The organism is Neorhizobium sp. T25_27 (assembly GCF_002968565.1).
Classification (GTDB): domain Bacteria; phylum Pseudomonadota; class Alphaproteobacteria; order Rhizobiales; family Rhizobiaceae; genus Neorhizobium; species Neorhizobium tomejilense.
This window is the reverse complement of sequence record NZ_PVBJ01000017.1, coordinates 1-26,740: the sequence shown is the minus strand read 5'-3', so window position 1 is coordinate 26,740 and position 26,740 is coordinate 1. Positions and strand designations below refer to the sequence as shown.

31 protein-coding genes are annotated in these 26,740 nt (G+C 62.5%); 16 read left to right on the top strand and 15 right to left on the bottom strand.

The window, feature by feature from the left end:
• Nucleotides 1-55 precede the first annotated feature (55 nt).
• Together C5J24_RS29745 and C5J24_RS29740 are read left to right on the top strand one after the other, a co-directional pair.
• Nucleotides 56-712, top strand: coding sequence for an outer membrane lipoprotein carrier protein LolA (locus C5J24_RS29745; protein ID WP_105423217.1), 657 nt, complete (start codon nucleotides 56-58; stop codon nucleotides 710-712).
• A gap of 113 nt (nucleotides 713-825) precedes the next feature.
• Complete coding sequence (locus C5J24_RS29740; protein ID WP_105423215.1) at nucleotides 826-1,629, top strand: exodeoxyribonuclease III; 804 nt, start codon at nucleotides 826-828, stop codon at nucleotides 1,627-1,629.
• 195 nt (nucleotides 1,630-1,824) lie between these two features.
• On the opposite strand, the gene C5J24_RS29735 is transcribed toward C5J24_RS29740, so the two are convergent.
• Both C5J24_RS29735 and C5J24_RS29730 read right to left on the bottom strand, forming a co-directional pair.
• Nucleotides 1,825-2,280 carry a cyclic nucleotide-binding domain-containing protein gene (locus C5J24_RS29735; RefSeq protein ID WP_105403850.1) on the bottom strand — a complete coding sequence of 152 codons (456 nt, stop codon included), beginning with the start codon at nucleotides 2,278-2,280 and terminating at the stop codon, nucleotides 1,825-1,827.
• Nucleotides 2,281-2,289: 9 nt separating this feature from the next.
• The gene (locus C5J24_RS29730) at nucleotides 2,290-2,973 is read right to left on the bottom strand and encodes a response regulator transcription factor (protein ID WP_046637381.1); all 684 of its coding nucleotides are present in this window, start codon (nucleotides 2,971-2,973) and stop codon (nucleotides 2,290-2,292) included.
• Nucleotides 2,974-3,186: 213 nt separating this feature from the next.
• Here C5J24_RS29730 and C5J24_RS29725 point away from each other — a divergent pair, with 213 nt between their 5' ends.
• Complete coding sequence (locus C5J24_RS29725) at nucleotides 3,187-3,738, top strand: L,D-transpeptidase (RefSeq protein WP_105423213.1); 552 nt, start codon at nucleotides 3,187-3,189, stop codon at nucleotides 3,736-3,738.
• Between the two features lie 256 nt (nucleotides 3,739-3,994).
• Here C5J24_RS29725 and leuC read toward each other — a convergent pair whose 3' ends face one another.
• The gene (gene leuC / locus C5J24_RS29720) at nucleotides 3,995-5,404 is read right to left on the bottom strand and encodes a 3-isopropylmalate dehydratase large subunit (protein ID WP_105403852.1); all 1,410 of its coding nucleotides are present in this window, start codon (nucleotides 5,402-5,404) and stop codon (nucleotides 3,995-3,997) included.
• Nucleotides 5,405-5,727: 323 nt separating this feature from the next.
• Here leuC and ppk2 point away from each other — a divergent pair, with 323 nt between their 5' ends.
• Nucleotides 5,728-6,642 carry a polyphosphate kinase 2 gene (gene ppk2 / locus C5J24_RS29710; RefSeq protein ID WP_105403853.1) on the top strand — a complete coding sequence of 305 codons (915 nt, stop codon included), beginning with the start codon at nucleotides 5,728-5,730 and terminating at the stop codon, nucleotides 6,640-6,642.
• Between the two features lie 85 nt (nucleotides 6,643-6,727).
• Here the strand turns inward: ppk2 and C5J24_RS29705 are convergent, their stop codons facing one another.
• Both C5J24_RS29705 and C5J24_RS29700 read right to left on the bottom strand, forming a co-directional pair.
• Nucleotides 6,728-7,546 carry an amino acid ABC transporter permease gene (locus C5J24_RS29705; RefSeq protein ID WP_105423211.1) on the bottom strand — a complete coding sequence of 273 codons (819 nt, stop codon included), beginning with the start codon at nucleotides 7,544-7,546 and terminating at the stop codon, nucleotides 6,728-6,730.
• A 4-nt stretch (nucleotides 7,547-7,550) separates the two neighbouring features.
• Nucleotides 7,551-8,345 (bottom strand): transporter substrate-binding domain-containing protein, encoded by a 795-nt coding sequence (locus tag C5J24_RS29700; protein WP_046637386.1) that lies wholly within the window; start codon nucleotides 8,343-8,345, stop codon nucleotides 7,551-7,553.
• Between the two features lie 167 nt (nucleotides 8,346-8,512).
• Between C5J24_RS29700 and C5J24_RS29695 the strand changes: the two genes are divergently transcribed.
• On the top strand, nucleotides 8,513-9,793 hold the full coding sequence (locus C5J24_RS29695) for an MFS transporter (RefSeq protein ID WP_105403856.1): 1,281 nt from the start codon (nucleotides 8,513-8,515) through the stop codon (nucleotides 9,791-9,793).
• Nucleotides 9,794-9,928: 135 nt separating this feature from the next.
• The gene (locus C5J24_RS29690) at nucleotides 9,929-10,429 is read left to right on the top strand and encodes a nuclear transport factor 2 family protein (RefSeq protein ID WP_245446853.1); all 501 of its coding nucleotides are present in this window, start codon (nucleotides 9,929-9,931) and stop codon (nucleotides 10,427-10,429) included.
• Nucleotides 10,430-10,495: 66 nt separating this feature from the next.
• Here C5J24_RS29690 and rplS read toward each other — a convergent pair whose 3' ends face one another.
• On the bottom strand, nucleotides 10,496-11,050 hold the full coding sequence (gene rplS, locus C5J24_RS29685; RefSeq protein WP_046605196.1) for a 50S ribosomal protein L19: 555 nt from the start codon (nucleotides 11,048-11,050) through the stop codon (nucleotides 10,496-10,498).
• A gap of 263 nt (nucleotides 11,051-11,313) precedes the next feature.
• Here rplS and C5J24_RS29680 point away from each other — a divergent pair, with 263 nt between their 5' ends.
• Nucleotides 11,314-12,060, top strand: a complete 747-nt coding sequence (locus C5J24_RS29680) for a sulfite exporter TauE/SafE family protein (protein WP_105423207.1) — start codon at nucleotides 11,314-11,316, stop codon at nucleotides 12,058-12,060.
• A 131-nt stretch (nucleotides 12,061-12,191) separates the two neighbouring features.
• Here C5J24_RS29680 and trmD read toward each other — a convergent pair whose 3' ends face one another.
• The 5 genes from trmD to ffh all read right to left on the bottom strand — a co-directional run bounded on the left by trmD (nucleotide 12,192) and on the right by ffh (nucleotide 15,923).
• The gene (trmD, locus tag C5J24_RS29670) at nucleotides 12,192-12,878 is read right to left on the bottom strand and encodes a tRNA (guanosine(37)-N1)-methyltransferase TrmD (protein ID WP_105423205.1); all 687 of its coding nucleotides are present in this window, start codon (nucleotides 12,876-12,878) and stop codon (nucleotides 12,192-12,194) included.
• Between the two features lie 5 nt (nucleotides 12,879-12,883).
• Nucleotides 12,884-13,450, bottom strand: coding sequence for a ribosome maturation factor RimM (gene rimM, locus C5J24_RS29665; RefSeq protein WP_105423202.1), 567 nt, complete (start codon nucleotides 13,448-13,450; stop codon nucleotides 12,884-12,886).
• A gap of 119 nt (nucleotides 13,451-13,569) precedes the next feature.
• Nucleotides 13,570-13,935, bottom strand: coding sequence for a 30S ribosomal protein S16 (gene rpsP / locus C5J24_RS29660; protein ID WP_105403860.1), 366 nt, complete (start codon nucleotides 13,933-13,935; stop codon nucleotides 13,570-13,572).
• A 78-nt stretch (nucleotides 13,936-14,013) separates the two neighbouring features.
• On the bottom strand, nucleotides 14,014-14,328 hold the full coding sequence (locus C5J24_RS29655; protein ID WP_046665132.1) for a chorismate mutase: 315 nt from the start codon (nucleotides 14,326-14,328) through the stop codon (nucleotides 14,014-14,016).
• A 14-nt stretch (nucleotides 14,329-14,342) separates the two neighbouring features.
• Nucleotides 14,343-15,923 (bottom strand): signal recognition particle protein, encoded by a 1,581-nt coding sequence (gene ffh / locus C5J24_RS29650; RefSeq protein ID WP_105403861.1) that lies wholly within the window; start codon nucleotides 15,921-15,923, stop codon nucleotides 14,343-14,345.
• Nucleotides 15,924-16,218: 295 nt separating this feature from the next.
• Between ffh and C5J24_RS29645 the strand changes: the two genes are divergently transcribed.
• From C5J24_RS29645 to C5J24_RS29605, 9 genes are all read left to right on the top strand, one after another.
• Nucleotides 16,219-16,461 carry a type II toxin-antitoxin system VapB family antitoxin gene (locus C5J24_RS29645; protein ID WP_037081435.1) on the top strand — a complete coding sequence of 81 codons (243 nt, stop codon included), beginning with the start codon at nucleotides 16,219-16,221 and terminating at the stop codon, nucleotides 16,459-16,461.
• Nucleotides 16,461-16,898 (top strand): type II toxin-antitoxin system VapC family toxin, encoded by a 438-nt coding sequence (locus C5J24_RS29640; protein ID WP_105423200.1) that lies wholly within the window; start codon nucleotides 16,461-16,463, stop codon nucleotides 16,896-16,898. Before C5J24_RS29645 ends, C5J24_RS29640 begins: the two co-directional genes overlap by 1 nt.
• Before the next feature lie 63 nt (nucleotides 16,899-16,961).
• On the top strand, nucleotides 16,962-18,056 hold the full coding sequence (locus C5J24_RS29635) for an MBL fold metallo-hydrolase (protein WP_105423198.1): 1,095 nt from the start codon (nucleotides 16,962-16,964) through the stop codon (nucleotides 18,054-18,056).
• A 72-nt stretch (nucleotides 18,057-18,128) separates the two neighbouring features.
• Nucleotides 18,129-18,719, top strand: coding sequence for a biliverdin-producing heme oxygenase (locus C5J24_RS29630; protein ID WP_105423196.1), 591 nt, complete (start codon nucleotides 18,129-18,131; stop codon nucleotides 18,717-18,719).
• Nucleotides 18,720-18,833: 114 nt separating this feature from the next.
• Nucleotides 18,834-19,769 carry a diaminopimelate epimerase gene (dapF, locus tag C5J24_RS29625; RefSeq protein WP_105423194.1) on the top strand — a complete coding sequence of 312 codons (936 nt, stop codon included), beginning with the start codon at nucleotides 18,834-18,836 and terminating at the stop codon, nucleotides 19,767-19,769.
• Nucleotides 19,766-21,052: a tRNA (N(6)-L-threonylcarbamoyladenosine(37)-C(2))-methylthiotransferase MtaB gene (gene mtaB, locus C5J24_RS29620; protein ID WP_105423192.1), complete on the top strand. Its 1,287-nt coding sequence runs from the start codon at nucleotides 19,766-19,768 to the stop codon at nucleotides 21,050-21,052. Before dapF ends, mtaB begins: the two co-directional genes overlap by 4 nt.
• Nucleotides 21,053-21,067: 15 nt before the next feature.
• The gene (gene ftsY, locus C5J24_RS29615; protein ID WP_105423190.1) at nucleotides 21,068-22,669 is read left to right on the top strand and encodes a signal recognition particle-docking protein FtsY; all 1,602 of its coding nucleotides are present in this window, start codon (nucleotides 21,068-21,070) and stop codon (nucleotides 22,667-22,669) included.
• Between the two features lie 64 nt (nucleotides 22,670-22,733).
• On the top strand, nucleotides 22,734-23,417 hold the full coding sequence (locus tag C5J24_RS29610; protein WP_105423188.1) for a septation protein A: 684 nt from the start codon (nucleotides 22,734-22,736) through the stop codon (nucleotides 23,415-23,417).
• On the top strand, nucleotides 23,414-24,001 hold the full coding sequence (locus C5J24_RS29605; RefSeq protein ID WP_105423186.1) for a DUF2585 domain-containing protein: 588 nt from the start codon (nucleotides 23,414-23,416) through the stop codon (nucleotides 23,999-24,001). Before C5J24_RS29610 ends, C5J24_RS29605 begins: the two co-directional genes overlap by 4 nt.
• 401 nt (nucleotides 24,002-24,402) lie before the next feature.
• Here the strand turns inward: C5J24_RS29605 and C5J24_RS29600 are convergent, their stop codons facing one another.
• The 4 genes from C5J24_RS29600 to ccmB all read right to left on the bottom strand — a co-directional run bounded on the left by C5J24_RS29600 (nucleotide 24,403) and on the right by ccmB (nucleotide 26,696).
• Nucleotides 24,403-25,005 (bottom strand): DsbE family thiol:disulfide interchange protein, encoded by a 603-nt coding sequence (locus tag C5J24_RS29600; protein ID WP_105404541.1) that lies wholly within the window; start codon nucleotides 25,003-25,005, stop codon nucleotides 24,403-24,405.
• Nucleotides 25,002-25,172: a heme exporter protein CcmD gene (gene ccmD, locus C5J24_RS29595; RefSeq protein ID WP_105423184.1), complete on the bottom strand. Its 171-nt coding sequence runs from the start codon at nucleotides 25,170-25,172 to the stop codon at nucleotides 25,002-25,004. Before ccmD ends, C5J24_RS29600 begins: the two co-directional genes overlap by 4 nt.
• A 4-nt stretch (nucleotides 25,173-25,176) precedes the next feature.
• Nucleotides 25,177-25,947, bottom strand: a complete 771-nt coding sequence (locus tag C5J24_RS29590; RefSeq protein WP_105423182.1) for a heme ABC transporter permease — start codon at nucleotides 25,945-25,947, stop codon at nucleotides 25,177-25,179.
• A gap of 89 nt (nucleotides 25,948-26,036) precedes the next feature.
• Nucleotides 26,037-26,696 (bottom strand): heme exporter protein CcmB, encoded by a 660-nt coding sequence (ccmB, locus tag C5J24_RS29585; RefSeq protein WP_037081467.1) that lies wholly within the window; start codon nucleotides 26,694-26,696, stop codon nucleotides 26,037-26,039.
• Nucleotides 26,697-26,740 lie beyond the last annotated feature (44 nt).

Below are 26,740 nucleotides of genomic sequence, written 5' to 3'. Positions count from 1 at the left end.
GGCCGGCCATCAAGCCGCCGCCTTTGGTGCGGAGGAGTAACGAAAGGAGACCAGAATGAAGAACGAAAAGACCATCCTTTCAAACGTCAATTCCAGCGTGCTCGGCCGCCGGCAGTTTTCGCTGGGGCTTGCGGGCCTGGCCGTGGCCGCCTTTGCGCCGAACCTCGGCTTCGCCCAGAGCGCCGGCAGCGCGGCAGCACAGAAGATCGCCGACCATTTTTCCTCGGTCAAAACCATGATGGGCGAATTCGTGCAGTTCGGCCCGCGCGGAGAGCAGACCGGCGGCAAATTTTTCATCGAGCGCCCCGGCAAGCTGCGCTTCAACTTCGAGGATCCTTCGCCGATCCGCGTCATAGCCGACGGCAATAACGTCGTCATCGGCAATATGAAGCTCAAGACCTGGGACATCTATCCGCTCTCCAAGACGCCGCTCAGCCTGCTTTTGGCGAGCCGCATCGACCTCGGCAACCAGATGGTCCGCAACGTCAAGGAAGAGTCCGACCTCACTACGATCGTGCTCGGCAACAAGACCGTGTTCGGCGATTCGACCATCACCATGATGTTCGATTCCAAGACCTACGATCTGCGCCAATGGACGATCACCGATGCCCAGAACAAGGATACGTCGGTGATGATCTACAACGTCCAGAACGGGGTCAAACTCGACGATAAGGTCTTCATCATCCCCTATGAGGACGTCCGCAAGGGCTGACCGCGGCAGGGCCTGAAATCAATGAAGGGCTGCGCCTGGCTGGGCGGCCCTTTTTGCTTCTCACGGACGGCAAAATTCCCTAAAGCTCGCGGGGCAGAGCCCCGAGGGATATCATGACATTTTCGATTGCGACCTGGAATATCAACTCCGTGCGGCTGCGCATGCCGATCGTCCAGCAGTTCCTCGTCCGCCACAAGCCGGACATTCTCTGCCTGCAGGAAATCAAGTGCCAGGAGCCCGAGTTCCCGCTGCAGCCGCTGAAGGACCTCGGTTACCAGCACATCATCATCCACGGCCAGAAGGGCTATCACGGCGTCGCCATCGCCTCGAAAGTGCCGCTCCTCGAAGACCATCGCCAGAACTACTGCAATGTCGGCGATGCCCGGCACATCTCGGCGCTCTTCGAGCGCGGCTCGCGGCGGATCCGCCTGCATAATTTCTACGTGCCCGCCGGCGGCGACGAGCCGGACCGGACGATCAACCCGAAATTCGGCCACAAGCTCGATTTCATCGAGGAGATGAAGGCGCTGAAGGCCGACGCGATGCCCGGCATTTCCTCTGTCCTCGTCGGCGACCTCAATATCGCGCCGCTGGAGCACGACGTCTGGTCGCACAAGCAGCTCCTGAAGATCGTCAGCCATACGCCTGTCGAGACCGACGGAATGAAGGAGATCATCGCCAAGGGCGGCTGGCTCGACCTGATGCGCCAGCATACGCCGGAGCCCGAAAAGATCTACACGTGGTGGAGCTACCGCGCCAAGGACTGGGAAGCGGCGAACAAGGGCCGGCGGCTCGACCATATCTGGTCCTCGCCCGATCTCGGGCCGTTCCTCGACCGCATCGACGTGCTGAAGGAAGCCCGGGGCTGGAACCAGCCTTCCGACCACGTGCCGGTGACGGCGGTGTTTAAATTCTGAGATCGGTGGATCTATCCATCGCGATTCGCTGTGGGACTGCGACCCCCTCATCCGCCTGCCGGCACCTTCTCCCCGTTGGGGAGAAGAGATATGCCGCGCCGCGGCCGTTCTTCCTCTCCCCTTGGGGAGAGGGTGGCCGAGCAAAGCGGAGGCCGGGTGAGGGGGCTGCGAGCTCGGTTAGATTAGCAAGAAGCCTCAGGCAAACCGGTCCTGCATCGCCGCCGCCGCCCTGGCGAGGCTGGCGATGTTGTCGCGGATGCGGCTTTCGATCACTCGGCCGACCTGCGGATATTCCTCCAGCAGGCGGTGGAACAGCGAACGGCTGATCTTCAAGGCCTCGGAATCCTCGATCGCAATCGCGGTGAACTTGCGCTCCACCATGGTCACGAGCGCCAGCTCCGACAGCAGCGTACCGGGACCGACTGTCGCCTCCACCTTCAACTCGCCGCCCCGATCCGCCATCAGCAGCTCGAAACGGCCCCTGGCGACGATGAAGGCCGATTCCGCCGGGGATTTCTCCCGGAACAGCTGCTGGCCGGTCGTCACCTGCCGACGCTCGGCACCGAAGGCGACGAGGCGCAGCTGGTCGTCGTTCATGTCCCGGAACAGCGGAACCTGCGAAAGCAGGCGGATATCTTCGGTCAGCGACATCAGGGCCCTTTACGGTACGATCTTGTAGCCGCCGTTTTCAGTGACCAGGATTTCGGCGCTCGACGGATCGCGCTCGATCTTCTGGCGAAGACGGTAGACATGGGTTTCCAGCGTATGCGTAGTCACGCCGGAATTATAGCCCCAGACTTCCTCCAGGAGGACATCGCGGGTCACTACCTTCTGGCCGGCGCGATAGAGGTAGCGAATGATCGCCGCTTCCTTTTCGGTCAGGCGAATCTTCTTGCCGTCCTCGGTGGTCAGCAGCTTCTGACTCGGCTTGAAGAGATAGGGGCCGACCGTGAAGGTGGCGTCCTCGCTCTGCTCGTACTGGCGAAGCTGGGCACGGATGCGCGCGAGCAGCACGGCGAAGCGGAAGGGCTTCGTCACATAGTCGTTGGCGCCGGCTTCGAGGCCGAGAATCGTGTCGGAATCGGTGTCGTGGCCGGTCAGCATGATGATCGGCGCCTTGAAGCCATTCTTGCGCAGCAGTTTCACCGCCTCGCGGCCGTCCATGTCCGGCAGGCCGACATCCATGATCAGCAGGTCGATCTGGGCATTCTTGGCGGTCTGCAGCGCCTTGGCCGCATTCGCCTCCTGGAGGATTGCGAACTCGTCATAGAACGACAACTGCTCGACAAGCGTCTCGCGCAGATCGTCGTCGTCGTCCACCAGGAGTATCGTGCGCGCTGCCATGCGTTCTTGCCTTTCGTCTCGCCGTTGCGTCCAGACTGCTGTTGCAGCCAATCGAAGCGCATTTAGGGCTCCTCGACCTAAATCCCTACAGCATCGACCCAAAAATCGGAATCGATTTTCGGAAAGTACGATGTTTCGATTCAATATGCGCAGCGCTTTAGTGTGCTATGAATTCAAACGAAATCATATTCAAAGCAAAACCTTGTGAGAGAAATGCAGCGTTTTCGCGAGGGAAATCACAAAAAGACGGCTGTCGTCACCGTTCGCACCGCGCCGCGCGACCGGGGCCGTGCGATCGTCTCCTTCGGCGGCATCACCGTGCCGGCGGCACTCGGGCGGTCCGGCACCTCTCCCTTCAAGCGGGAAGGGGACGGTGCAACGCCGATCGCGCCGATGCGCCTCCTCAACGGCTATGTCCGTGGGGACCGCGTGACGCTGCCCCCGACGCCGCTTTCGATGACGCGCATCGGTAAAGACCTGCTGTGGTGCGACCAGCCGGAGCACCCGTCGTATAATCGCCCGGTGAGGGCACCGTTCCGGCCAAGCCATGAGGAGATGATGCGGGCCGACGGGCTCTACGACATCTGCCTCGTGCTCGACTGGAACGTCACCTCGCGAGCCCGCAACCGGGGTTCAGCAATCTTCTTCCACCTGATCAAGCCCGGCTACCAGCCGACCGCCGGCTGCATCGCCGTCAGCCTTCCCGACATGAAACGGCTGATCCGCTTCATGCGCAAGGGTACGGTGGTGAGGGTGCTGGGGTAAGATAGCGGCCTGCCCCCTCACCAACAAAATCTAAGACTTAGCTGCGCTAAGATCTTGATTTTGTAACCTCTCCCGCAAGGGGAGAGGTAGGCTGCGGCAGCGCGGCTGCTCTATCTCTCCCCTTGCGGGAGAGAAAGCGATTTCAACATCTTAGCTTCAGCTAAGTGTTAGAAATCGCAAGTGAGGGGACCGCTTGCCCGAAACGAAAATGCCCGGCGCGAAAGCCGGGCATTTCGAAGTCAAATTCTCGAAAAGCCTACTTCCACTCGCGGATATCGACGAAGTGGCCGGCGACCGCGGCTGCGGCGGCCATGGCCGGCGAGACGAGATGGGTGCGGCCCTTGTAACCCTGGCGGCCTTCGAAATTGCGGTTTGAGGTGGAGGCGCAACGCTCGCCCGGCTTCAGGCGGTCGTCGTTCATCGCCAGGCACATTGAACAGCCCGGCTCGCGCCATTCGAAACCGGCATCCTTGAAGATCTTGTCGAGGCCTTCGGCTTCCGCCTGTTCCTTGACGATGCCCGAGCCCGGGACGACCATGGCGGACACGGTCGATGCAACGGTGCGGCCTTCGACAACCTTGGCCGCGGCGCGCAGGTCTTCGATGCGGCCGTTGGTGCAGGAGCCGATGAAGACGCGGTCGATGGCGATATCGGTGATCTTGGTGCCCGGCTTCAGGCCCATATAGTCCAGAGCGCGCCATTTCGAGGTGCGCTTGGTTTCGTCCGGGATATCGTCCGGGTTCGGAACGGAACCCTCAACCGAGATGACGTCTTCCGGCGAGGAGCCCCAGGAGACGATCGGCGGCAGGTTGGCGGCGTCGAGCACGACCACCTTGTCGAAATGCGCGCCTTCGTCCGTCTGCAGCGTCTTCCAGTAGTCGAGCGCCATGTCCCAGGCCTTGCCCTTCGGGGCGCGCGGCTTGTCCTTGATATACTCGAAGGTCTTTTCGTCCGGCGCGATCAGGCCGGCGCGGGCGCCACCTTCGATCGTCATGTTGCAGACCGTCATGCGGCCTTCCATGGAGAGCGCGCGGATCGCCTCACCGGCGAACTCGATGACGTGGCCGGTGCCGCCGGCGGTGCCGATCTCGCCGATGATGGCAAGGATGATGTCCTTGGCGGTGACGCCCGGCGGCAGCTGGCCGTCGACGCGCACCAGCATGTTCTTCGCCTTCTTCTGCACCAGCGTCTGGGTGGCGAGCACGTGCTCGACTTCAGACGTGCCGATGCCGTGCGCCAGCGCGCCGAAGGCGCCGTGGGTCGAGGTGTGGCTGTCGCCGCAGACGATGGTCATGCCCGGCAGGGTGAAACCCTGTTCAGGGCCGACGATGTGGACGATGCCCTGGCGGACGTCCTTTTCCGAATAATATTCGACGCCGAAATCACGGGCGTTCTGGGCAAGCGCTTCCACCTGGATGCGGCTTTCCTCGTTCTTGATGCCTTCGTGGCGGTCGGCCGTGGTCGGGACGTTATGGTCGACGACGGCGAGCGTCTTTTCCGGTGCACGGACCTTGCGGCCGGCAATGCGCAGGCCCTCGAAAGCCTGCGGCGACGTCACCTCGTGAACGAGGTGACGGTCGATGTAGAGAAGACAGGTGTGGTTCTCGTCCTCGGAAACGACGTGGTCGTCCCAGATCTTGTCGTAAAGGGTGCGGGGTGCGCTCATGGCTGCTGTCCGTAAAGCTGACTGAAACAGGAAATGGGTGTCCGGCAGCTTAGGGCTGCCGCAAGCTGAGACAATCAGCTAAGTCGGTCGCAAAGCGCCCCGGATACCCGCGCGAAAAACCGTGCCGGCAGACGTTTGTGGTCCTGCAGCACGACGATATGGTTCGCGAGGCATCCGAATTTCGATCCCATGGCCGCTGCAATAGCAGTTTCCGAAGAAATCGGCAATCGAATTGCTTCGCAGAAAATCTGTCGCATCTCTGTCATAAAGCTTTCGCGGAAACGTGGTTGATCTGAGTTTCCATAAAAGGAGGAATGCCCACCATGTCCGAACCCATGCAAGACCAGCTCAGCCGCATCAAGGAAGAGATCGCCGACAGCTTCGATGAAGAGCTGGAAATGCAGATGGAAGAGGACCGGCTCGACGAGCTGGTCGCCGAGGGCATGTCTGAGCCCGCCGAGGCGACGATCGACCGCCGAATCTATTTCCGCGAGCTCTTCCGCCTCCAGCACGAACTGGTCCGCCTGCAGGACTGGGTGCAGTACAAGAAGCTGAAGATGGTCGTGCTGTTCGAAGGTCGCGACTCGGCCGGCAAGGGCGGCGCCATCAAGCGCGTCACCCAGCGCCTCAACCCGCGTGTCGCCCGCGTCGTCGCGCTGCCGGCGCCGACCGAGCGCGAACAGAACCAATGGTATTTCCAGCGCTACGTCCCGCACCTGCCGACCGCCGGCGAAATGGTGATGTTCGACCGCTCCTGGTACAACCGCGCCGGCGTCGAGCGGGTGATGGGCTTCTGCACCAAGGACGAGCTGGAAGAGTTCTTCCGCTCGGTGCCGGAATTCGAACGCATGCTGGTCCGCTCGGGCATCATCCTCGTCAAATACTGGTTCTCGATTACCGACGAAGAGCAGGAATTCCGCTTCAAGATGCGCATCCACGATCCGTTGAAGCAGTGGAAGCTGTCGCCGATGGACCTCGAAAGCCGCGTCCACTGGGAAGAATATACCAAGGCCAAGGAGGAGATGCTCCAGCGCACCCACATCCCGGAAGCGCCCTGGTGGGTGGTGCAGGCCGTCGACAAGAAGAAGGCGCGGCTCAACATGATCTCCCATCTTCTCGCCCAGGTGCCTTACGAGACCGTGCCGAAGGAGCAGATCGACCTGCCGGGCCGCGTCCGGAACGACGATTACATCCGCCATCCGGTGCCGGCGGACATGTACGTGCCGGAAGTGTACTGAATAAAACTGCGCCCTGCCGTCGTTGACGCCGCAGGCGCTCGGCAGAGACTGAAACGGCGAGGCGGCCTTCGGGCCGCCTTTTGCGTTAGCGCTCCGTCCTCCTCCGCAAACGTCCTTCGATGCCGCGCAGGGCCAGCGACAGGCCGATCGTCAGCAGCAGGTAGATATAGGTGACGATCGAATAGGTCTCGAAGAAGCGGAAGGAGCCGGCTGCGTAGACCTTGGCCATCTGGGTGATGTCGGCGACGCCCAGTACCGAGACGAGCGATGAATCCTTCACCATCGAGACGAAGTCGTTGGAAAGCGGCGGCAGGATCACCCGCATCGCCTGGGGGAAAACGATCAGCCGGAAACGCTGCCAGCGGGTCAAGCCCAGCGCCTTTGCCGCCTCGATCTGGCCGATGTCGACGGCCTGGAACCCGGCACGAAAGATTTCGGCGATGAAGGCGGCATAACCGATCGTCAGCGCGATGATCGCCCGCCAGAGCAGCGAGACGTCGCGCACCAGAAGCGCCTGGAGCCAGCCGCCCTCGATCAGCGGCGCCAGTGCCCAATTGTAGAGCGTCACAAAGGCCGGTGCGCCGACGAAGGCGATGTAGAAGAGCAGCACGAGGATCGGGATGCCGCGGATGAGCTCGATATAGAAACGCGCCGCCTGCCTCAGCACGACATTGTTGGAAAGACCCGCAAGCGCGATGCCGAGCCCGAGCAGCGTCGCCAGGACAAAGGCGGCGAGCGTCACGCCGACCGTGATGCCGATGCCCTTGGCGACGACATTGAAGACCTGGGAATAAAGGTCGTTGAGGGCGATGACCGCCGCCAGGCCAAGGCAAAGTATCGCGAAGGCGACCAGCCACCAGGGGAAATCCTGCGGCTGGGACGTTCTGCGACGCGAAGGCGCCATGCCTTTACTGGCCCATCTTGTAGTCGAGGAACCACTTCTTGTTCAGCGTATCGAGCGTGCCGTCGGCTTTCAACGCGGCGATCGCGGCATTGACCGGCGCAACGAGATCCGAACCCTTCTTGAAGATGAAGCCGAAATCCTCGGTGCCGAGCGGCTGGCCGATCAGTTTCAAGGAGCCGCCGGAAGCCTTGACGTACCCGTCACCGGCGGTGCTGTCCGTCAGCACCAGGTCGACGTCTCCCGCCTTCAACGCCTGCACCGTCGCGCCGAAGGTCTCGAACAGCTTGATCCGCGGGTTCTGCTCGTTGCCGTCGAGGATCTCGTAGACCGCCGTGTAGAAGGGGCTCGTCCCCGGCTGTGCGCCGATAAGTCCGGTCCCCAGGGCGCCAAAACTCTTGGCGTCGGTGAAACGCTTCTCGTCGCCGCGCACCAGCATCAACTGCTGCGAGCGCATATAGGGATCGGAGAAATCGACCTTCTCCTTGCGGTCGTCCTTGATGGTGATGCCGGTCATGCCGATGTCGTATTGCCCGTCGGAAACGGCCTGGATCATCGCGTCCCAGCTGGTGCCCTGGTATTCGAGCTTGAAATTCAGCCGCCTGGCGATCTCGTTCATCGCATCGTATTCCCAGCCGATCGCCTTGCCGCTTTTGGGATCGACGAATTGCAGCGGCGGATAGGCGTTTTCCGTGACCACGACAACCGTCCGGCCCTTCAGGTCCGGCAGTTCGGCGGCGCTGGCGGCGGGTGCAAAGGCAAGGGCGGCAAGGCCGGAAATCAGCATACGGCGTGAGAGCATTGTGGCACTCCTGACAAATGGCTGGCGAATCCCTCTCATGAAAAGCCGGCCGATAGCAAGCGGCCGGCAGCGGGCATCTTTTTCTTGCCGCGCATAAGGGGGTTCCCTACATCCCCTTCACCGAAACACGCTGCTTCCTCTGCGGCAAATGCTTTGGAGTAAATAATTTGGTTCAGGAAAAAGAGCTAATTTCAAAGATCGTGTGGCGGCTTATGCCGTTCCTCGGCGTCCTTTATCTGATTGCCTATATCGACCGTCAGAACGTCAGCTATGCCAAGCTGGAAATGGTCGGCGCGCTTGGCATGAGCGAATATGCCTATGGTCTCGGCGCCTCGCTTTTTTTCATCGGCTACTTTCTGTTCGAGGTCCCAAGCAACCTCTTCCTCAACCGGTTCGGCGCCAGCCGCTGGTTCGCCCGCATCATGATCACCTGGGGCATTGTGACCGTGGCGCTCGCCTATACGCAGAACGCGACGATGTTCTACATCCTCCGTTTCCTGCTCGGCGTTGCGGAAGCAGGCTTCTTCCCGGGCGTCCTCTACCTGCTGACGCTCTGGTTCCCGAAGGATTATCGCGGCCGCATGGTCGGCCTGTTCATGATCTTCAGCGCGCTCGCCAATGCCGTGGGCGCCCCGATTGGCGGCATGCTGCTCGATCTCAACGGGCTGCTTGGCCATGCGGGATGGCAATGGGTCTTCCTGGCGACCGGCATTCCGGCGGTGCTCGCCGGGATCGTCACTTTCTTTTATCTCGACGACACGCCGGAAAAGGCGAAATTCCTGACGGAGGATGAAAAGCGCTGGCTGCACGATCGGCTGGCGCGTGAGAATTCCGGAATGGAGGAGCATGCAGACAACGGATTCAAGGCGCTCGTCAATCCGCGAGTGCTTCTGATGGCGCTCTGCTATATCGGCTTTCCGCTCGCTGCCTACGGCCTCAGCTACTGGCTGCCGACCATCGTCAGGGGGTTCGGCGTCTCGAACACGACGAACGGCTTCATCAACATCATTCCGTGGGTGATCGTCGCGCTCGCGCTATGGGTGGTGCCGGCCGCCGCAGACCGGGCCGAGAGCAAAACTCCCTATATTGTCGGTCCCGCCTTCGTCGGCGCGATATGCCTGGCACTTTCGGCGCTCGTCACCTCGCCGACCTTGCAGTTCACTTTCCTTTGCGTCGCCGCGGCCGGCATTTTCGCTGGCCAGCCGGTCTTCTGGAGCCTTCCCTCACGCTTCCTCAGGGGGGCGGGCGCGGCGGCCGGCATCGCGGCAATCAATTCGGTCGGCAATCTCGGCGGCTTCGTCGCACAAAACGTCGTCCCGTGGATCCGGGATTCGACCGGCAACGATATCCTGCCGATGGTCTTCCTGGCGGTCTGCCTTGCCGTCGCCGGTGTCCTCGTCATCATCGTCGGCCGAATGTTGGCGGCGAGACAGGCGATCTCCGTCTGACCGGATGTTGCCGCCATTGGTTCCCTCTGCGGAACCAATGGCGGCAAAACTGCCTGCTTCCGCCTCGTCGGCGTTTCTCCTATGTCTTTTGGCACGCCAGATCAAAACGCTTAGAGAATATCGATGATACGAGCCTTGAAACATGCCGCTCTGGGTTTGGCCCTGTTCGGGGCCGCGTTGGGCACGCTTACCCCGCCCTCGCTGGCACAGGAGCCGGTGCTGGCCGCCCCGGACAAAGACGCGCTTTTCACCAGCACGGACCCCAAGCTGCATGCAAACAAGCAGGTTGTCTACGGCATCGTCCGCGACCTGCTGGAAGCCAATCAGTGGGACAAGGCCGATCAGTATCTCACTGAACGTTACATCCAGCACAACCCGAATGCCGCGTCAGGGCGCGAGGGGGTGGTGCGCTATTTCATCGACGTCCTGAAGCGGAAGCCGAGCCCCATTCCGACCAAGATAAAAACGCCGGTCGCCTTTGTCACAGCGGAGGGCGATCTGGTGACCGTAGGGACGGTGCGCGAAATGAAAGATCCTCGCGATCCTTCGAAGAGCTATACCAGCACCTGGTACGACACATGGCGTATCGTCAACGGCAAGGCCGACGAACACTGGGATTCGGCCGTCAGGAATTAAACCTGTATCGCGCAACAAAAAAGGCGGCTCGAAGGCCGCCTTTTTTCCGTATTCGATATGAAAAGCTTACTCGGCAGAAGCTTCAGCGGCCTTGGCGGCTTCGGCTGCTTCGGCAGCTTCCGCTGCGGCCTTTGCTTCAGCGGCTTCCGCTGCTGCCTTTTCGGCGGCGAGAGCCTGGGCTGCTGCAACCTTCTCGGCTTCGATACGTGCCTTCTCTTCGGCAACGGCCTGACGCTCGGCGTCGTTCAGCTTGCGGGCGCGAACGCCGGTGTCTTCGACGATACGGGCAGACTTGCCGCGACGATCGCGCAGGTAATAGAGCTTGGCGCGACGGACCTTACCGCGGCGAACGATTTCGACGCTCTCGACCATCGGCGAGTAGACCGGGAATACGCGCTCGACGCCTTCGCCGTAGGAGATCTTGCGAACGGTGAAGCTTTCGTTGATGCCGCCGCCGGAACGGGCGATGCAGACGCCTTCATAAGCCTGTACGCGGGTACGGGTGCCTTCCGTGACCTTCACGTTGACGCGGACGGTGTCGCCAGCGGAAAATTCCGGAAGCGTGCGCTTGGCTGCAATCTTGGCTGCCTGTTCGGCTTCCAATTCCTGGATGATATTCATCGTCTCAAACCTTTGGTTCTTCTGAAACAGCCAGAGCGCTCGGATATATCCCTTTGGTCAAAGCCTCGGGATTTGCCTTTTCGGCAGAGCGAATTCACCATTCTTTGTTGCTGGTCGACGGGATATTTCCCATTTCCGGCTGGGCCAATACACGAAAGACATGGGTTTGTCATCCCGTTGATTGCGATTTTGTGACGAAAAAGCCCGCTATTGCCGCGTTTCGCCGAAGCCGCTATCTGGAGGCCAGGGATGAGGAAACACCAATGACAATCACAATGATAGCCCTGCTCGCCGCGGCGGGCTTCCTGTCCGGTGCGGTCAACGCGATCGCCGGCGGCGGGACTTTTCTGACCTTCGGGGCGATGACGCTTGCCGGCGTTCCGCCGATCCTAGCGAATGCGACGTCTTCGATCGTACAGTTTCCGGGCTATGTCACGTCGACGATCGCCTATTGGGACGAGATCTCCAGCCGCTGGCGCAGTGCGCTTGTACTGGCGATCGTTTCGGTCGTCGGTGCCTTCGCCGGCGCTTTCCTGCTGCTGTCGCTCGACAATCCGTCCTTTCGCGCGCTGGTGCCCTGGCTGCTGGCGGCCGCGACGGCGGTGTTTGCCGCAGGTCCCTGGCTGAAACCCAAGGCATCAGCGGAGCGCCCGGCCAATTCTCCTGGTTCCGTCATCGGGCAGTTCCTGACGGCGATCTATGGCGGGTTCTTCGGCGCAGGCATGGGGATCATGATGCTCGCCGTGCTGGGGGTCACCACTGGCGGCAGCTATCACCACCTCAATGCGCTGAAAAACATGCTGGCGATCCTGATCGCGGCCGTCGCCATCATCGTCTTCGTCGGCGGCGGGGTGATTGCCTGGCCGGAAGCGCTGGTGATGATCCCGGCCGGTGCGCTTGGCGGTTATGCAGGCGTGTGGATGGCGCGGCGGGTGCCGCAGGCCGTGTTGCGCTGGTGCGTGGTGGCCGTCGGCGTCGGGTTGACGATCTATTATTTCGTGACTGGGTGAGCGGCGCCCCCTCACCCGGCCTCCGCTACGCTCGGCCACCCTCTCCCCAAGGGGAGAGGAGGGAATAGCGAAGTGGCGGCACAAATATCTTCTCCCCTCGGGGAGAAGATGCCCGAGGGGGCTGCTTTGGCTTATAACAAATCCGGGCGCCGCTCCGCCGTCAGCTTCTTTGCTTCTTCCAGCCGCCATTTTTCGATCGCCGCATGATTGCCGGAGGTCAGCACGGCCGGGATCTCGCGGCCTTCGAACACCTGCGGCCTGGTATATTGCGGATGTTCGAGCAGCCCGTTCTCGAAGCTTTCATGGGTACCTGACAGCGCATTGCCCATGACGCCCGGCAGGATGCGCACGACCGCGTCGAGCAGCGTCAGCGCCGCCGACTCGCCGCCGGATAGGACGTAGTCGCCGATCGATACTTCTTCGAGATTGCGGGCATCGATCACCCGCTGGTCGACGCCTTCAAACCGGCCGCAGACGATCACCACGCCGTCACCGGCCGCCAGTTCGCGCACCTTTTCCTGGGTCAGCGGTTTTCCGCGCGGGCTCATCAGTAGACGCGGGCGCACCGGGGCCAAGTAGTCATTTTCGGAGACGCTATCGATCGCCTTGGCCAGGATATCCGGCTTCAGCACCATTCCGGCGCCGCCGCCGGCCGGCGTGTCGTCGACGGTGCGGTGCCGGTCCTGCGCAAAATCGCGGATCTGTACCGTATCGAGCGCCCATTGTCCGCGCTCCAGCGCCTTGCCGGCCAGGGACAAGGCCAGATGTCCCGGAAACATTTCCGGGTAGAGCGTCAGGATGGTGGCGCGGAAGGTCATCGTTGCTATTTGCCCTTTTTGGGCAGGCCCGGTGCTGGACCCTCGTCTTCCCGATTCTCGACAAGGCCGGCGGCCTGCGGATCGATGACGATCTTGCCGCCTTCGAGATCGATCTCCAGCACTGCCGCCTCGGAGAAGGGGATGAGGGCAGGGCGGCGGCCGGGGCCTTTCAGCTCCAGGAGATCGCCGGCGCCGAAATCATAGACGGCGCTCACCGTGCCGTAACTCTTGCCTTCCTCGTCGACTGCTTCGAGACCCTCGAGGTCGGCATAATAGAACTCGTCTTCCTCGAGTTCGTCGTCAGGCAGGTTGTCGCGCTCGATGAAAAGTTCGAGACCGGCCAGCGCCTCGGCCGCGTTGCGGTCGTTGATGCCACGGAAACGGACGATAGCGATGTTCTTGGCTTCGCGGATTTCGAGGATCTCGAAGACCCGGCCGTCCTCGCTATGCAGGTGGCCGTAGTCGCCGAGCGCGGTCGGATCGGCCGTATACGTGCGCACCCGCACCTCGCCCCGGAGACCCTGGGCTGCGCCGATGGTCGCCATCAGAACGGGATTTTCGAGCTTGGTCATGAGGGTCGTGATCCCGGTTGTCGTGCGCTCATTTAAGCTTTGCGCGATCAAAAGCAAACAGCAAAACGGGCAGCGCGTTGCCGCGCCGCCCGTCGTTCAGGAAAGAATGGTCGCGAAGCTTATGCTTCGGCGGCAGCGGCTGCTGCTTCTTCGGCCTTCTGGGCACGTTCCTTGATGCGTTCCTGGGCCTTCTTGCCCGGCTGGCCCTTGCCAGGGTTGTTCTTGGCTTCGCGCTGGGCAATGCCGGCCTCAGCGAGGAAGCGCAGAACGCGGTCGGTCGGCTGGGCGCCGTTGTCGATCCAATGCTGGATGCGTTCGGCGTTCAGTTCGACGCGTTTGGCATCGTCCTTGGCGAGCATCGGGTTCCAGGAACCGAGCTTTTCGAGGAAGCGGCCATCGCGCGGCGAACGGGCGTCAGCAACGACGACGGTGTAGTACGGACGCTTCTTGGAGCCGCCGCGGGCGAGACGAATTTTCAGGGACATTGCAATTACTCCTAGGTTTTTCTTGGCCGCCGTCGGCGGACCAGGGGTCTTGTTGTACCCGCCGTCAGGCGGGCTGATTCATGCTGTCTTCGTGCCGACGTGTTCGGCGGCAATGGCTTCATGGTGCCGGATGACTTCCTTGATGACGAAGTTCAGGAACTTCTCGGCGAAATCCGGGTCCAGATGCGCTTCCTTCGCCAGGCGGCGAAGTCGCTCGATCTGGAATTCTTCGCGCGCCGGGTCGGCCGGCGGCAAATCGTACTGGGCTTTGAGGACGCCCACTTCCTTGGTGCAGCGGAAACGTTCCGCCAGCATGTGCACGAGCGCCGCGTCGATGTTGTCGATCGACTGGCGGTAGCTTGAAAGCTTGGCCTTGACCTCAGGGTCAATCATCGGCGTGTCCTCCCTCACTTCTTCTTCGGCAGGCCCGGAAGGCCCGGGAAACCGCCGCCGAGACCGGGCAGCTTGGGCGCACCAAGTCCCGGCATGCCACCGCCCGGCATGCCCGGCATCGAGCCCGGCTTGAAGCCTGCGGCCTCGGCCTGCTTCTGCAACGCTTCGAGCTGTTTCGGATCGAGCTTGGAAAGATCGGGCATGCCGCCCATTCCACCCATACCGCCCCCCATACCACCAAGGCCCATCTTCGAGGCAAGGCCGCCCATCATCTGCTTCATCATGCCGCCCTTGCCCTTGCCGCCCATCATTTTCATCATGTCGGCCATCTGGCGGTGCATTTTCAGAAGCTTGTTGATTTCGGCCGCATCCGTGCCGGAGCCGGCGGCGATGCGCTTCTTGCGGCTGTGCTTCAGCATGTCGGGATTGGCGCGCTCGGCCCTGGTCATCGACTGGATGATGGCGATATGGCGGGCGAACGTCTTGTCGCTCATGCCGGCGGCCGAAAGCTTGTCCTTCATGCCGCTCATGCCCGGCATCAGCCCCATGATGCCACCCATGCCGCCGAGCGACTGCATCTGCTTCAGCTGTTCGGCCAGATCGTTGAGGTCGAACTTGCCCTTGGCCATCTTTTCGGCCATGGCGCGCGCCTTGTCGGCGTCGATATTCTCCGCGGCCTTCTCGACCAGCGAAACGATGTCGCCCATGCCGAGAATGCGGTCGGCAATGCGGCGGGGATGGAATTCCTCCATCTCCGTCATCTTCTCGCCGGTACCGATCAGCTTGATCGGCTTGCCGGTGACCGCGCGCATGGAGAGCGCCGCGCCGCCGCGGCCGTCGCCGTCCATGCGGGTCAGCACGAGGCCGGTAATGCCGACGCGTTCGTCGAAATTGCGGGCGAGGTTGACGGCGTCCTGGCCGGTGAGGCTATCGGCGACCAGCAGGATTTCATGCGGGTTGGAGCGGCGCTTGATCTCGGCCATCTCCGCCATCAGCGGCTCGTCGATATGGGTACGGCCGGCGGTGTCGAGGATGACGACGTCATGGCCGCCGAGCTTGGCGGCCTGCACGGCGCGGGCGGCGATCTCGGTCGGTGACTGGCCGGCGATGATCGGCAGCGTATCGACGCCGGTCTGGACGCCGAGTTGGCGCAACTGTTCCTGGGCGGCCGGGCGACGCGTGTCGAGCGATGCCATCAGCACCTTCTTGCGCTCGCGATCGGTCAGCCGCTTGGCGATCTTGCCGGTCGTCGTCGTCTTGCCGGAGCCCTGGAGGCCGACCATCATGATCACCACCGGGGCGACCGCATGCAGGTCGATGCCGACCCCTTCGGAGCCGAGCATCTCGATCAGCTCATCATGGACGATCTTGACGACCATCTGGCCCGGCTTGATCGACTTCAGGACTTCGGCGCCAACGGCCTTTTCGCGCACCTTGTCGGTAAAGGAGCGCACGACTTCCAGTGCCACGTCTGCTTCGAGCAGGGCGCGGCGAACCTCGCGCAGAGCGGCGGACACATCCGCTTCGCTCAATGCGCCACGGCCGGTCAGTCCACTCAAGATGGAGCCAAGACGGTCCTGGAGGCTTTCGAACATCGTTTCTTCCTTCTCGCGTTTCGGATGACCGAAACGTCGGGTTCTCATCCGCCAAAAACAAGAGACAAAGCCAAAAAGCACCCGAGGGCGCAACGCGCTGTCGGGTGTTGACCTCCGGGCTCAGTCTATCGGCCCCGGTCGGCGGCTCCAAGTCGTAACTTGTCAGCAGATGGGCGGGCTTTAACAGCAAGCGGGCGGGAAAGTCAAGTCTGCCGGCCGGTGGGCGGTCGGTGCCTCGCCTTGCGGGAATATTCAATTGCTCTATATTGAATATTCAAACCTGTGGATGGTAGCCATGTCCCTCTATATACGCGACGCCAAAGTGAATGAACTCGCTGATGAAGTCATGCGCCGGCTTGGCACCAAGACCAAGACGGAGGCCGTGCGTGTGGCGCTGGAGAACGAGCTGAAGCGGGCCGATAAAGATATTCCGCTCGCGGAGCGGGTCAAAAAATACCAGCGCCAGATTGCCGAACTTGGTCCACGCGACCCGAACTTCGATGAAAAGGCCTTTATGGATGAGATGTGGGAGTATTGATGTTTCTCGATGCTTCCGCAATCGTTGCAATCCTGCAAGAAGAAGATGCGGGAGCGTCTTTGCTCGATCGTATAGAGGCTGCGGAAGGTCCGGTCTACTATTCCTCGCTTGCCGTTTTTGAGGCGGTCGTCGCTTTGTCGCGCCAAAGGAAGATAGCTACGCTTGGCGAGCACGCCTCAACGCCGCCCGATCTCATTGCGAAGACGGAAATTTCTGTCGAGGGCTTTTTGAAGGAAATAGGCGCCATTGAAGTTGCTATTCCCGCTGGGTTGCATGCTGTCGCCCTCGAAGCCGCACGTACTTACGGCAGGTTCGTCGGCCACCCGGCCAAACTAAACTTCGGTGACTGCTTTTCCTACGCCGCCGCGAAAACGCTCCAGTCGCCGCTCCTTTTCGTTGGCGATGATTTCTCCAAAACGGATGTCGAAGTCGCGTAAATGTGTTCTTCGCCCATGCAACGTCTCTTCCCAGATGTAAGAGCACGCTGATAGACATCTCCCATGAACCGACGAAAATTCCTGAAATGGTCCGGCATCGGTGCGATCACCGCCCTCGTGGGCGGGTTCGCGGCAAGGGGAGCCATGGCTGCCAACAAGTATTACTCCGGTCCGGCCTCCGATCATTTCGACGGAACCTATTTCTTCAATCCGGGTGGCGAGCAGCCGCGCGGGGGGCTCGACCTGCTGCGGTGGAAGCTCGGGGGCAATAACATCGCCTGGCCCGACAGTTTTCCGAGCCCGTTTCCTCAGGCCGTGCCGGAAACGCGGGTCTCGGGTGACCGGCTGACCGTCACCATGGTCGGGCATGCGGCGATGCTGATCCAGGTCGCCGGCCTCAACATCCTGACCGACCCGGTCTGGGACGATCGCGCCAGCCCGGTGCGTTTCGCCGGCCCGAAACGGGTCAATCCGCCCGGCATTCGCATCGGCGACCTGCCGCCGATCGATGTGGTGCTCGTCACCCATAACCATTACGACCATATGGACCTCGAGACTCTCTGGGTGCTGCAGGGCCGCGACAAGCCGCATTTCGTCACGCCGCTCGGCAATGACGCGCTCATCCGCTCGCGTATCGCGGATGCGAAGATCACGGTGATGGATTGGGGCGGCCGCGAGGAGATCGCCGCAGATATCGGTCCTGGCATCGTCCTGCATTGCGAGCCCTGCCATCACTGGTCGGCGCGCGGCGTAGGCGACCGGCGCATGGCGCTCTGGGCCGCCTTCGTTTTCGAAACCCCGGCCGGCAAGATCTACCATATCGGCGATACGGGCTTCCACCAGGGCATCAACTACCGCGCCGCGCGGGAGAAGCACGGGGCTTTCCGGCTCGCCAACCTGCCGTTCGGCGCCTACGAGCCGCGCTGGTTCATGCAGGCGCAGCACCAGAACCCGGACGAGGCGGTGGCGGGCATGCTCCTCTGCGATGCGGCTTTCGTCGCCGGCCATCATTGGGGCACGTTCAAGCTGACCGATGAAGGGATCGAAGAGCCGCTGACGGCGCTTCATGCCGCTCTCGATGCGCGCCGCGTTTCCCGGGACCGTTTTCGACCCATGCGCCCCGGCGAAGTCTTCGAAGTGCCGGCAATTTCCGTCTGAGCACGTCTGGGGTTGCTGCGGGATTCGACAATTCAGCTGGGCCGGGCTAGGAATACCCGGAACGGAAGACCTATGCAGATCGAACTCGAAACACCCACCGCACCGACCCGGATCCAGCGTCTGAAGGCTCTCACCGATGCCACCCATGAGCGGCTCGACAAACGCATCATGGCGGCCGATCCCTTCGCCAGCCGCGAGCGTTACGCGCTCTTCCTCGCCGTGCAGCATCATTTCCATGCGGATGTCGATCCGCTCTATCTCGATCCGAGGCTCAACCGCATCGTCCCCGATCTTCCGAGCCGGGTCCGGCTTGAAGCGCTGCGCCAGGATATCGCCGACATGATCGGAAGCGTGCCGGCCGTGCTCACCGCCGGCACGGATGGGCTCGGCATCCCGGCCGCACTCGGGTGGCTGTACGTTGCTGAAGGCTCGAACCTCGGTGCCGCCTTCCTCCTGAAGCAGGCGGCAAGGCTCGGCCTGTCGGAAGAATTCGGCGCCCGCCACCTCGCCGGCCACCCCGCCGGCCGCGGCCTGCACTGGCGCACTTTCGTTGCTGCTTTCAACGGCTTCGAGATGTCTGAGGCGGAGGAAGCGGAAATGGCCGAAGGCGCCAAGTCGGCGTTTCGGCGGGTGCATGCGCTGGTGGACGAATTTTTCGGCTGATGGCTCGGCGTGGGTCCAGGGGCTTGACCCCGCGCCACCCACTGGTAATTCCCTGCCTTTTCCGCCATATACAGCCCAATAGTCGGGCATTCGGCCCGGAATGGATTTGGCGTCATGACGGAACTGGTGGAATTCGCGCGGATGAACGGGCTTGGCAACAAGATCCTGGTCGTCGACATGCGCGGACGCACCGACAAGGTGACGCCGCAGGCTGCGATCGCGCTCAATGCCGATCCGGCCACCCAGTTCGACCAGATCATGGCCATCCACGATCCGAAGGCTCAGGGCACCGATGTCTGGATCGACATCCTCAATTCCGACGGTACGATGGCGCAGGCCTGCGGAAATGGCACGCGTTGCGTGGTGCAGGCGCTGAGCGCCGAGACCGGCCGTAAGACCTTTACCTTTCAGACCGTCGCCGGCATCCTCAATGCCGTCGAGCATGAAGACGGTACGATCTCGGTCGACATGGGCAAGCCGGTGTTCGAGTGGGACCGCATCCCGCTTGCCGAGGAGTTTTTCGATACCAGCCGCATCGAACTGCAGATCGGCCCGATCGACGCGCCGATCCTGCATTCGCCGTCTGCCATGTCGATGGGCAATCCACATGCGATCTTCTGGGTCGATCGCGATCCGATGAGTTTTGACCTCGAGCGGTTCGGTCCGCTGCTCGAAAACCATCCGATGTTTCCGGAAAAGGCCAATATCACGCTGGCGCAGGTCACGTCGAAGTCGTCGCTGCGCACCCGCACCTGGGAACGTGGCGCCGGCCTGACGCTCGCCTGCGGCTCGGCCGCCTGTGCTGCCGCCGTTTCCGCCGCCCGCACCGGGCGCACCGGGCGCACGGTGACGATCGACGTTGCCTCCAGCCCGATCCGCCAGCCGCTCGTCATCGAATGGCGCGGGGACGACCATGTCGTCATGACCGGTCCTGCGGAATGGGAATGGTCCGGCAAGGTCGATCCGCAGAACGGCAGTTTTACGCGTGACGCTAACGCGCCGGAGGCCCAATCTTCTCATGAGAACGAGCCGGAGGCTCGGGTCAATTGAGCGGCGTCGAGGTCATCACCTTCGGCTGTCGGCTCAATACCTATGAATCGGAAGTGATGCGGGCGGAGGCCGAAAAGGCCGGGCTCAACAATGCGATCCTGGTCAATACCTGCGCTGTGACCGGCGAGGCCGTGCGCCAGGCCCGCCAGGCGATCCGCCGGGCCAGGCGGGAAAATCCGCATGCGCGCATCATCGTTACCGGCTGCGCCGCCCAGACCGAAAAAGAGACTTTTGCCGGCATGGCGGAAGTCGATGCCGTGCTCGGCAACGAGGAGAAGCTGACCAGCGCCTCCTACCGGGCGCTGCCGGATTTCGGCGTCTCGGCGGAAGAGAAGCTGCGCGTCAACGACATCATGAGCGTGCGCGCCACCGCGCCGCAGATGGTGAAGCATATCGACGGCCATGTGCGCGCCTTCATCCAGGTGCAGAACGGCTGCGACCATCGCTGTACCTTCTGCATCATTCCCTATGGCCGCGGCAATTCCCGCTCGGTGCCGATGGGCGCCGTGGTCGACCAGGCCCGGCGGCTGACGGAAAGCGGTTATCGCGAGATCGTGCTGACCGGCGTCGATGCCACCAGCTATGGCGCCGATCTTCCCGGCCAGCCGTCGCTCGGATACCTCGCCAAGACGCTGCTTCGCCAGGTGCCGGAAATCCTGCGCCTGCGCCTGTCCTCGATCGACAGCATCGAGGCGGACAAACATCTCTGGGACCTGATCGCCGACGAGCCGCGCTTCATGCCGCATCTGCACCTGTCGCTGCAGCATGGCGACGACATGATCCTGAAGCGGATGAAGCGCCGCCACTCGCGCGCCGAGGCGCTCGCCTTCACTGAGCAGGCGCGGCGCCTGCGCCCGGAGATCGCCTTCGGGGCGGATATGATCGCCGGCTTCCCGACCGAGACGGAAGAAATGTTCGAGAATGCCGCGACACTGGCGGAAGAGGCCGGCATCTCGTTCCTGCACGTCTTTCCCTACAGCCCCCGTCCTGGAACGCCGGCTGTGCGCATGCCGCAGGTGGACCGGGCGGTCGTCAAGGACCGGGCGGCACGGCTGCGGGCGCGGGGCGACGTGCTGCATCGGCTCCACCTCGATCGCATGGTCGGCAGCGAGCAGGCCATCATCGTCGAGAACAACGGCATGGCCCATACGGAAAACTTTTCGCTGGTGGCGGCGCCTCGCCTTGTTCCCCGCGAACTCAAGCGCGTTATGATCACCGGCCATAACGGCAAACATCTGGAAATGCAGGTCGCGTCCGCCCTTGCCCCGTCTCGGGCGGCGTAACCGGAACAGGTTCTCATGGCATTGAGCTTCATCAAACGCGTCTTCACCTTCGGCAAGCCCGCCGAGGAACCGGCACCCGATGCGGTAAAGCCGGAGGACGTCGCTGCCATCCAGGCGGAACTGGAGCCGAAGTCGCGCGACGAAGACCTGCCGGTCTCGCCCGTCGATCCGGTCGCACCGGCCGAGATCGAGACCGCCGGCGGGCCTGTCGCGGATGTGGCGGCGGAAAATGTCGAGCCGGCCGAGCCGGAGGCTGCCGAAGAGGATGAGCCGGCGCTGCTTTCGGGTGTCGAAGCCGCATCCGAGATCGGGATGGTGCCGTTGTCGCTATTGCAGGCGGAAGCAGAAGCAGAAGAAGAGGGCGTTGCAGCCGCGGAAGCACCCCCCTCTGTCCTGCCGGACATCTCCCCCTCAAGGGGGGAGATTACGGATGAGCCGCCGGCTCCGGCATCCGATATCGGCGATATGGACTCTGGTCCGGCCGCCACAGGTTCCGGATTCACTTTGGAGCAGGAAGCCCCCCGCGATTCGATCTCCCCCCTTGAGGGGGAGATGTCCGGCAGGACAGAGGGGGGTGTTCCTTCAGACGAAGAGGTTCCTGCTCCCAGCGAAACGCTCCGCCCAGAACCTACCCTCCCCAAGGGCTTCTCCACCGCCCGCCCGGAACCCACGCCCGAACCCGTCGCACCGGCTGCGAAACTCACCTGGTTCCAGCGCCTGCGCGCCGGCCTTGCGCGCACGTCGTCGCAGCTCTCGGGCCAGATCAGCGCGCTCTTTACCAAGCGCAAGCTGGACGAGGAAACGCTGGAACAGCTCGAAGACCTGCTGATCCAGGCCGATCTCGGGGTCGAGACCGCCATGCGCGTCACCGGGGCGCTGTCCTCCGAGCGCTACGGCAAGGACGTGACCGGCGAGGACGTGTCGCGGATCATGGCCGAGGAGATCACCAGGGTTTTAGGCCCGGTTGCCAAACCGCTGGCGCTCGATCTCAATCACAAGCCGCATGTAATCCTCGTCGTCGGCGTCAACGGCACCGGCAAGACCACGACGATCGGCAAGCTCGCGGCAAAACTCTCCGGCTCCGGCCTCAAGGTCATGCTCGCTGCCGGCGACACGTTCCGCGCCGCCGCGATCGAGCAGCTGAAGATCTGGGCGGACCGCACTGGCTCGGGGTTTGTCGGGACCAAGCTCGGCGCCGATGCGGCCGGCCTTGCTTATGACGCCTACGAGCAGGCGCGCGCCAACAAGAGCGATGTGCTGATCATCGATACCGCCGGCCGGCTGCAGAACCGCACCGAGCTGATGGCCGAACTCGAAAAGATCGTCCGCGTGCTCGGCAAGCTCGATCCCGACGCCCCGCACACCGTGCTGCAGACGCTGGACGCCACGACCGGCCAGAACGCCATGAACCAGGTCGAGATTTTCCGGAACGTTGCGGGGGTCAGCGGGCTTATCATGACGAAGCTCGACGGTACGGCGCGCGGCGGCATCCTGGTGGCGATTGCCGCCAAGCACAAGCTGCCGGTCTATTTCATCGGTGTCGGCGAGGGTGTCGACGATCTCGAACCCTTCGAGGCGCAGGATTTTGCCCGCGCCATTGCCGGGATTGCCCATTGATGCCACAAATCTGCCTTGGCACTCGCGCAGGGCCAAGGCATGACGAAGCAGGTTTGACCAGTATATGAAATTCGAAAGCGATACGACGCCCACCGCCGCCGACCGGCACCATCCGATGTTGAAGCTCTCGCTCGAGCTGGGGCCGCTGCTCGTCTTCTTCTTCGCCAATCTGCGCGGGGAATGGCTTGCCGCGACCTTCCCGTGGCTTTCGGTGCTCGGTGGTCCGCTGTTCATCGCCAGCGGCCTGTTCATGCTCGCGACGGTCATCTCGCTCGTCGTCTCGAAGGTCGTTCTCGGGCATCTGCCTATGATGCCCTTCATTTCCGGCATCGTTGTCCTCGTGTTCGGCGGGCTCGGCATCTGGCTGCAGGACGAGCTGTTCTTCAAGATGAAGCCGACCATCATCAACACGCTGTTCGGCGTCGTGCTGCTCGGCGGCCTGCTGTTCGGCAAATCGCTTCTCGGCTATGTGTTCAATGCGGCCTTCCAGCTCGATGATGCCGGCTGGCGCAAGCTGACCATCCGCTGGGGCGTGTTCTTCCTGTTCCTCGCCGTCCTCAACGAAATCGTCTGGCGCGGCGCGAACGCCTATTACCTGCCCGACGCCAAGGCGGCGGATAACTTCTGGGTAGCCTTCAAGGTCTGGGGTACAATGCCGATCACGCTGATCTTCACGATGACGCAGATGCCGCTGATCATGCGCCACACAGTCCAGGACACCGCAGGCAACGCCGAGGCCGAAAAGTGACGGCGGCGGAATTCTCTCCATCGAGTTCATCCTCCAAGCGTTGGTTTCTCGCCGCGCTCATCCTCTTTCTGCTCCAGATCGCGATCCTCTACGCGATCGGCCGCATTCCGATCTGCGAATGCGGTTATGTGAAGTTTTGGGAAGGCGGAGTGAATACCAGCGGCAATTCTCAGCACCTCTCCGACTGGTACACGCCGTCGCATATCATCCACGGCTTCCTGTTCTATGGTCTCGGCTGGCTGATCCTGCGCCGCGCTCCGCTGGCGGCCCGGCTTTCGCTGGCGATCCTGATCGAGGCTGCCTGGGAGATTGCCGAAAATTCCCCGCTGATCATCGACCGCTACCGCACGGCGACCATGGCGCTCGGTTATACCGGCGACAGCATTCTCAATTCGGCGATGGATACGGTGTTCATGGCGCTCGGCTTCTTCGCCGCCTCGCGTCTGCCGGTTTGGCTGACGGTCGCCATCGCCATTTTCTTCGAGCTGGCGACCGGCTACATCATCCACGACAACCTGACGCTCAACGTGCTGATGCTCGTCTGGCCGGTCGATGCGGTGCGGGTGTGGCAGGGTGGGCTGTAGCACGGGACGGGTTTTGACTGGGGAGGATTTCCTCGCCCCAAGAAAAACCCGCCCAACCTCATCAACGCTTTAGCCATATTCGCTTTCCCATTCATCCCCGCCTCTCGAGCCCATCCGATAATCACCCCGTCATCGGATGGGAAATCGGGTTCGCGAACCGGCCTCCTCGTCCAAGGGTTCTCGGACCCCGGTTTCCGGTGATGGCTGCAAAGGTGGGTGGCGAGGGCCTGGCAATCCTCGAAAGTCCATCGAAACAGTCGGGGCAGGCACAAATACCTACCTCCCACATAACCGATACCGCCTGCCCCATTCCCAAACCAAAACCGCGCCGGACAAGAGGTCCCGCGCGGCCAAAGGTGCTTCTTCCAAATTCGCAATCGGCCCACACGGCTGCGGGATCGCTAACGTCCCGCGGACGCCTTTTCGATCGCCGGCATCAGGTCCTGCGTCAAGCTGCGCTCGTCGAAGGGGCCGACCTTCTTGTAGAGGATCGTGCCATCAGGCGCGACAAGATAACTTTCCGGAATGCCGTAGACACCCCAGTCGATCGCCGCCTTGCCGTTCGGATCGACGCCGATCGCCTTGTAAGGGTTGCCGAGTTCGCCGAGGAAACGCAGCGCGTTGTCGTTGCGGTCCTTGTAGTTGATCCCGACGATGGTGAGCCGGCTGTCGTTCGCCAGTTCCTTCAGGATCGGGTGTTCCTGCCGGCAGGGCACGCACCAGGAAGCGAAGACGTTGACCAGCGTCAGCTTGCCGGCGATAGCCGCGGTCGTCAGTGCCGCGGTGTTCGAGCCTTCAAGCGGCGGCAGCGCCAGCGATGGCGCCTTTTTGCCGATCAGGGCCGAGGGGATGGCCGAGACGTCGCGGCCGTTGACGTCCTGGTCGTAGAGCATCTTGCCGGCGACCGCTGCAAAGCCGAGAAAAATCGCCAGCGGGATCAGCGGTAGCGCATAACGCGCAAGGCTTTTGCGCGCGGCGGGTTGATTTTCGGTCTCGATGCTCATGCCGGGTCATCCTTTGCCTGGGCGGAGCGGCGACGGATGCCGGAAGCTTCGAGCTCGGCCAGTTCCTGCCTGCGGGCGCGGCCGTCGAGCCAGGTCCAGGCGATCAGACAGAGGATGACGGCAGCCGAAACGGCATAGGACATGGCGATGTAGAAGGTGTGGCTCATGGTCTCACGCTTCCGAGCCGGTTACATGGCCGGCCATCCGCGCGGCCATCCGCCGCTGGGCGGCGACGCGGCGGCGCCAGATCTCGTTGCGCATCGCCGCTGTGTGCAGGGTGAAGAACAGCATGGTGAAGGCGATCGCCATGACCAGCAGCGGCCAAAGGAATTCCTGGTCGATGGTCGGGCCGCCCATGCGGATGACACTCGCCGGCTGGTGCAGCGTGTTCCACCAGTCGACAGAGAACTTGATGATCGGGATGTTGACGAAGCCGACAAGGATCAGCACAGCGGAGACGCGGGCCGCGCGCGACGGATCGTCCATTGCGCGGTTGAGCGCGATCAGGCCGAGATACATGAGGAACAGCACGAAGACCGAGGTCAGCCGCGCATCCCACACCCACCATGTGCCCCACATCGGCCTGCCCCAGAGCGAGCCGGTGGCGAGCGCGATCAGCGTGAAGGCGGCGCCGAGCGGGGCTGCCGCCTTGTGGCTGACGTCGGCGAGCGGGTGGCGCCAGACCAGCGTGCCGATCGCCGAAACGGCCATCACCGTGTAGCACATCATCGACAGCCAGGCGGCCGGCACATGCACGTACATGATACGCACCGTCGCGCCCTGCTGGTAATCGCCTTCCGTCGTGAAGCTCAGATAGAGCCCGATCGCAAAGAGGATCACAGTCGCCGCCACCATCCACGGCAGGATGCGGGCCGCCAGCGCTAGAAACCGCGTCGGGTTGGCCAGCTCGGAAAATTTGCTGATGGCAAGGCTGTCGGTCATGGGAACTTTCTAATATGCGCGCGGAAAAATCAGCTTGATCCTGGTCAATTCGCCGGTCGTCGATCCGATCCCGTTCAATCCGATTCTAATCAATCGCCGGCATTGCGCAACGCCAGTGCCGCGCCGAGCGGGCCGAGCACGGCAAAAAACATCGTGATCGCCACCAATATCAGGAAAGGCGGCATAAACGGGGCGGGATCCTCGACCGCCGCATAGGAAGCGCTGACGCCGAAGATCAGAACGGGGATCGCAAGCGGCAGGACCAGGATCGAGACGAGCAGCCCGCCGCGCGGCAGGGCCACCGCGACCGCCGCGCCGACCGCGCCGATGAAAGTCAGCGCCGGCGTGCCGACCAAGAGCGTCAGCATGGTGGCGCCGATCGCCACCTCGTCCATGTTCATGAACAGGCCGAGCAGCGGCGATGCGATCACCAGCGGCAGGCCGTTGCCGAGCCAGTGGGCGAGGCATTTGACCAGCACTGTCAGCACCAGTGGGTGTTCCTGCATCAGCAGCAGGTCGAGCGAGCCGTCCTCGCGCTCGGTCTGGAACAGGCGGTCGAGGCCAAGCAGGGCCGACAGCAGCGCCCCGATCCAGACGATCGCCGGGCCGATGCGGGAGAGAAGGTTGAGATCCGGGCCGACGCCGAATGGGATGACGGCGACGACGGTCATGAAGAAAAGAACCCCGATCAGAGCACCGCCGCCGGCGCGGACCGACAGTTTGAGGTCGCGGAGGAGGAGGGCGGTCATGATATTTGCCCCCTTTGCCGTATGGGCAACGACCCCTCCCCAAC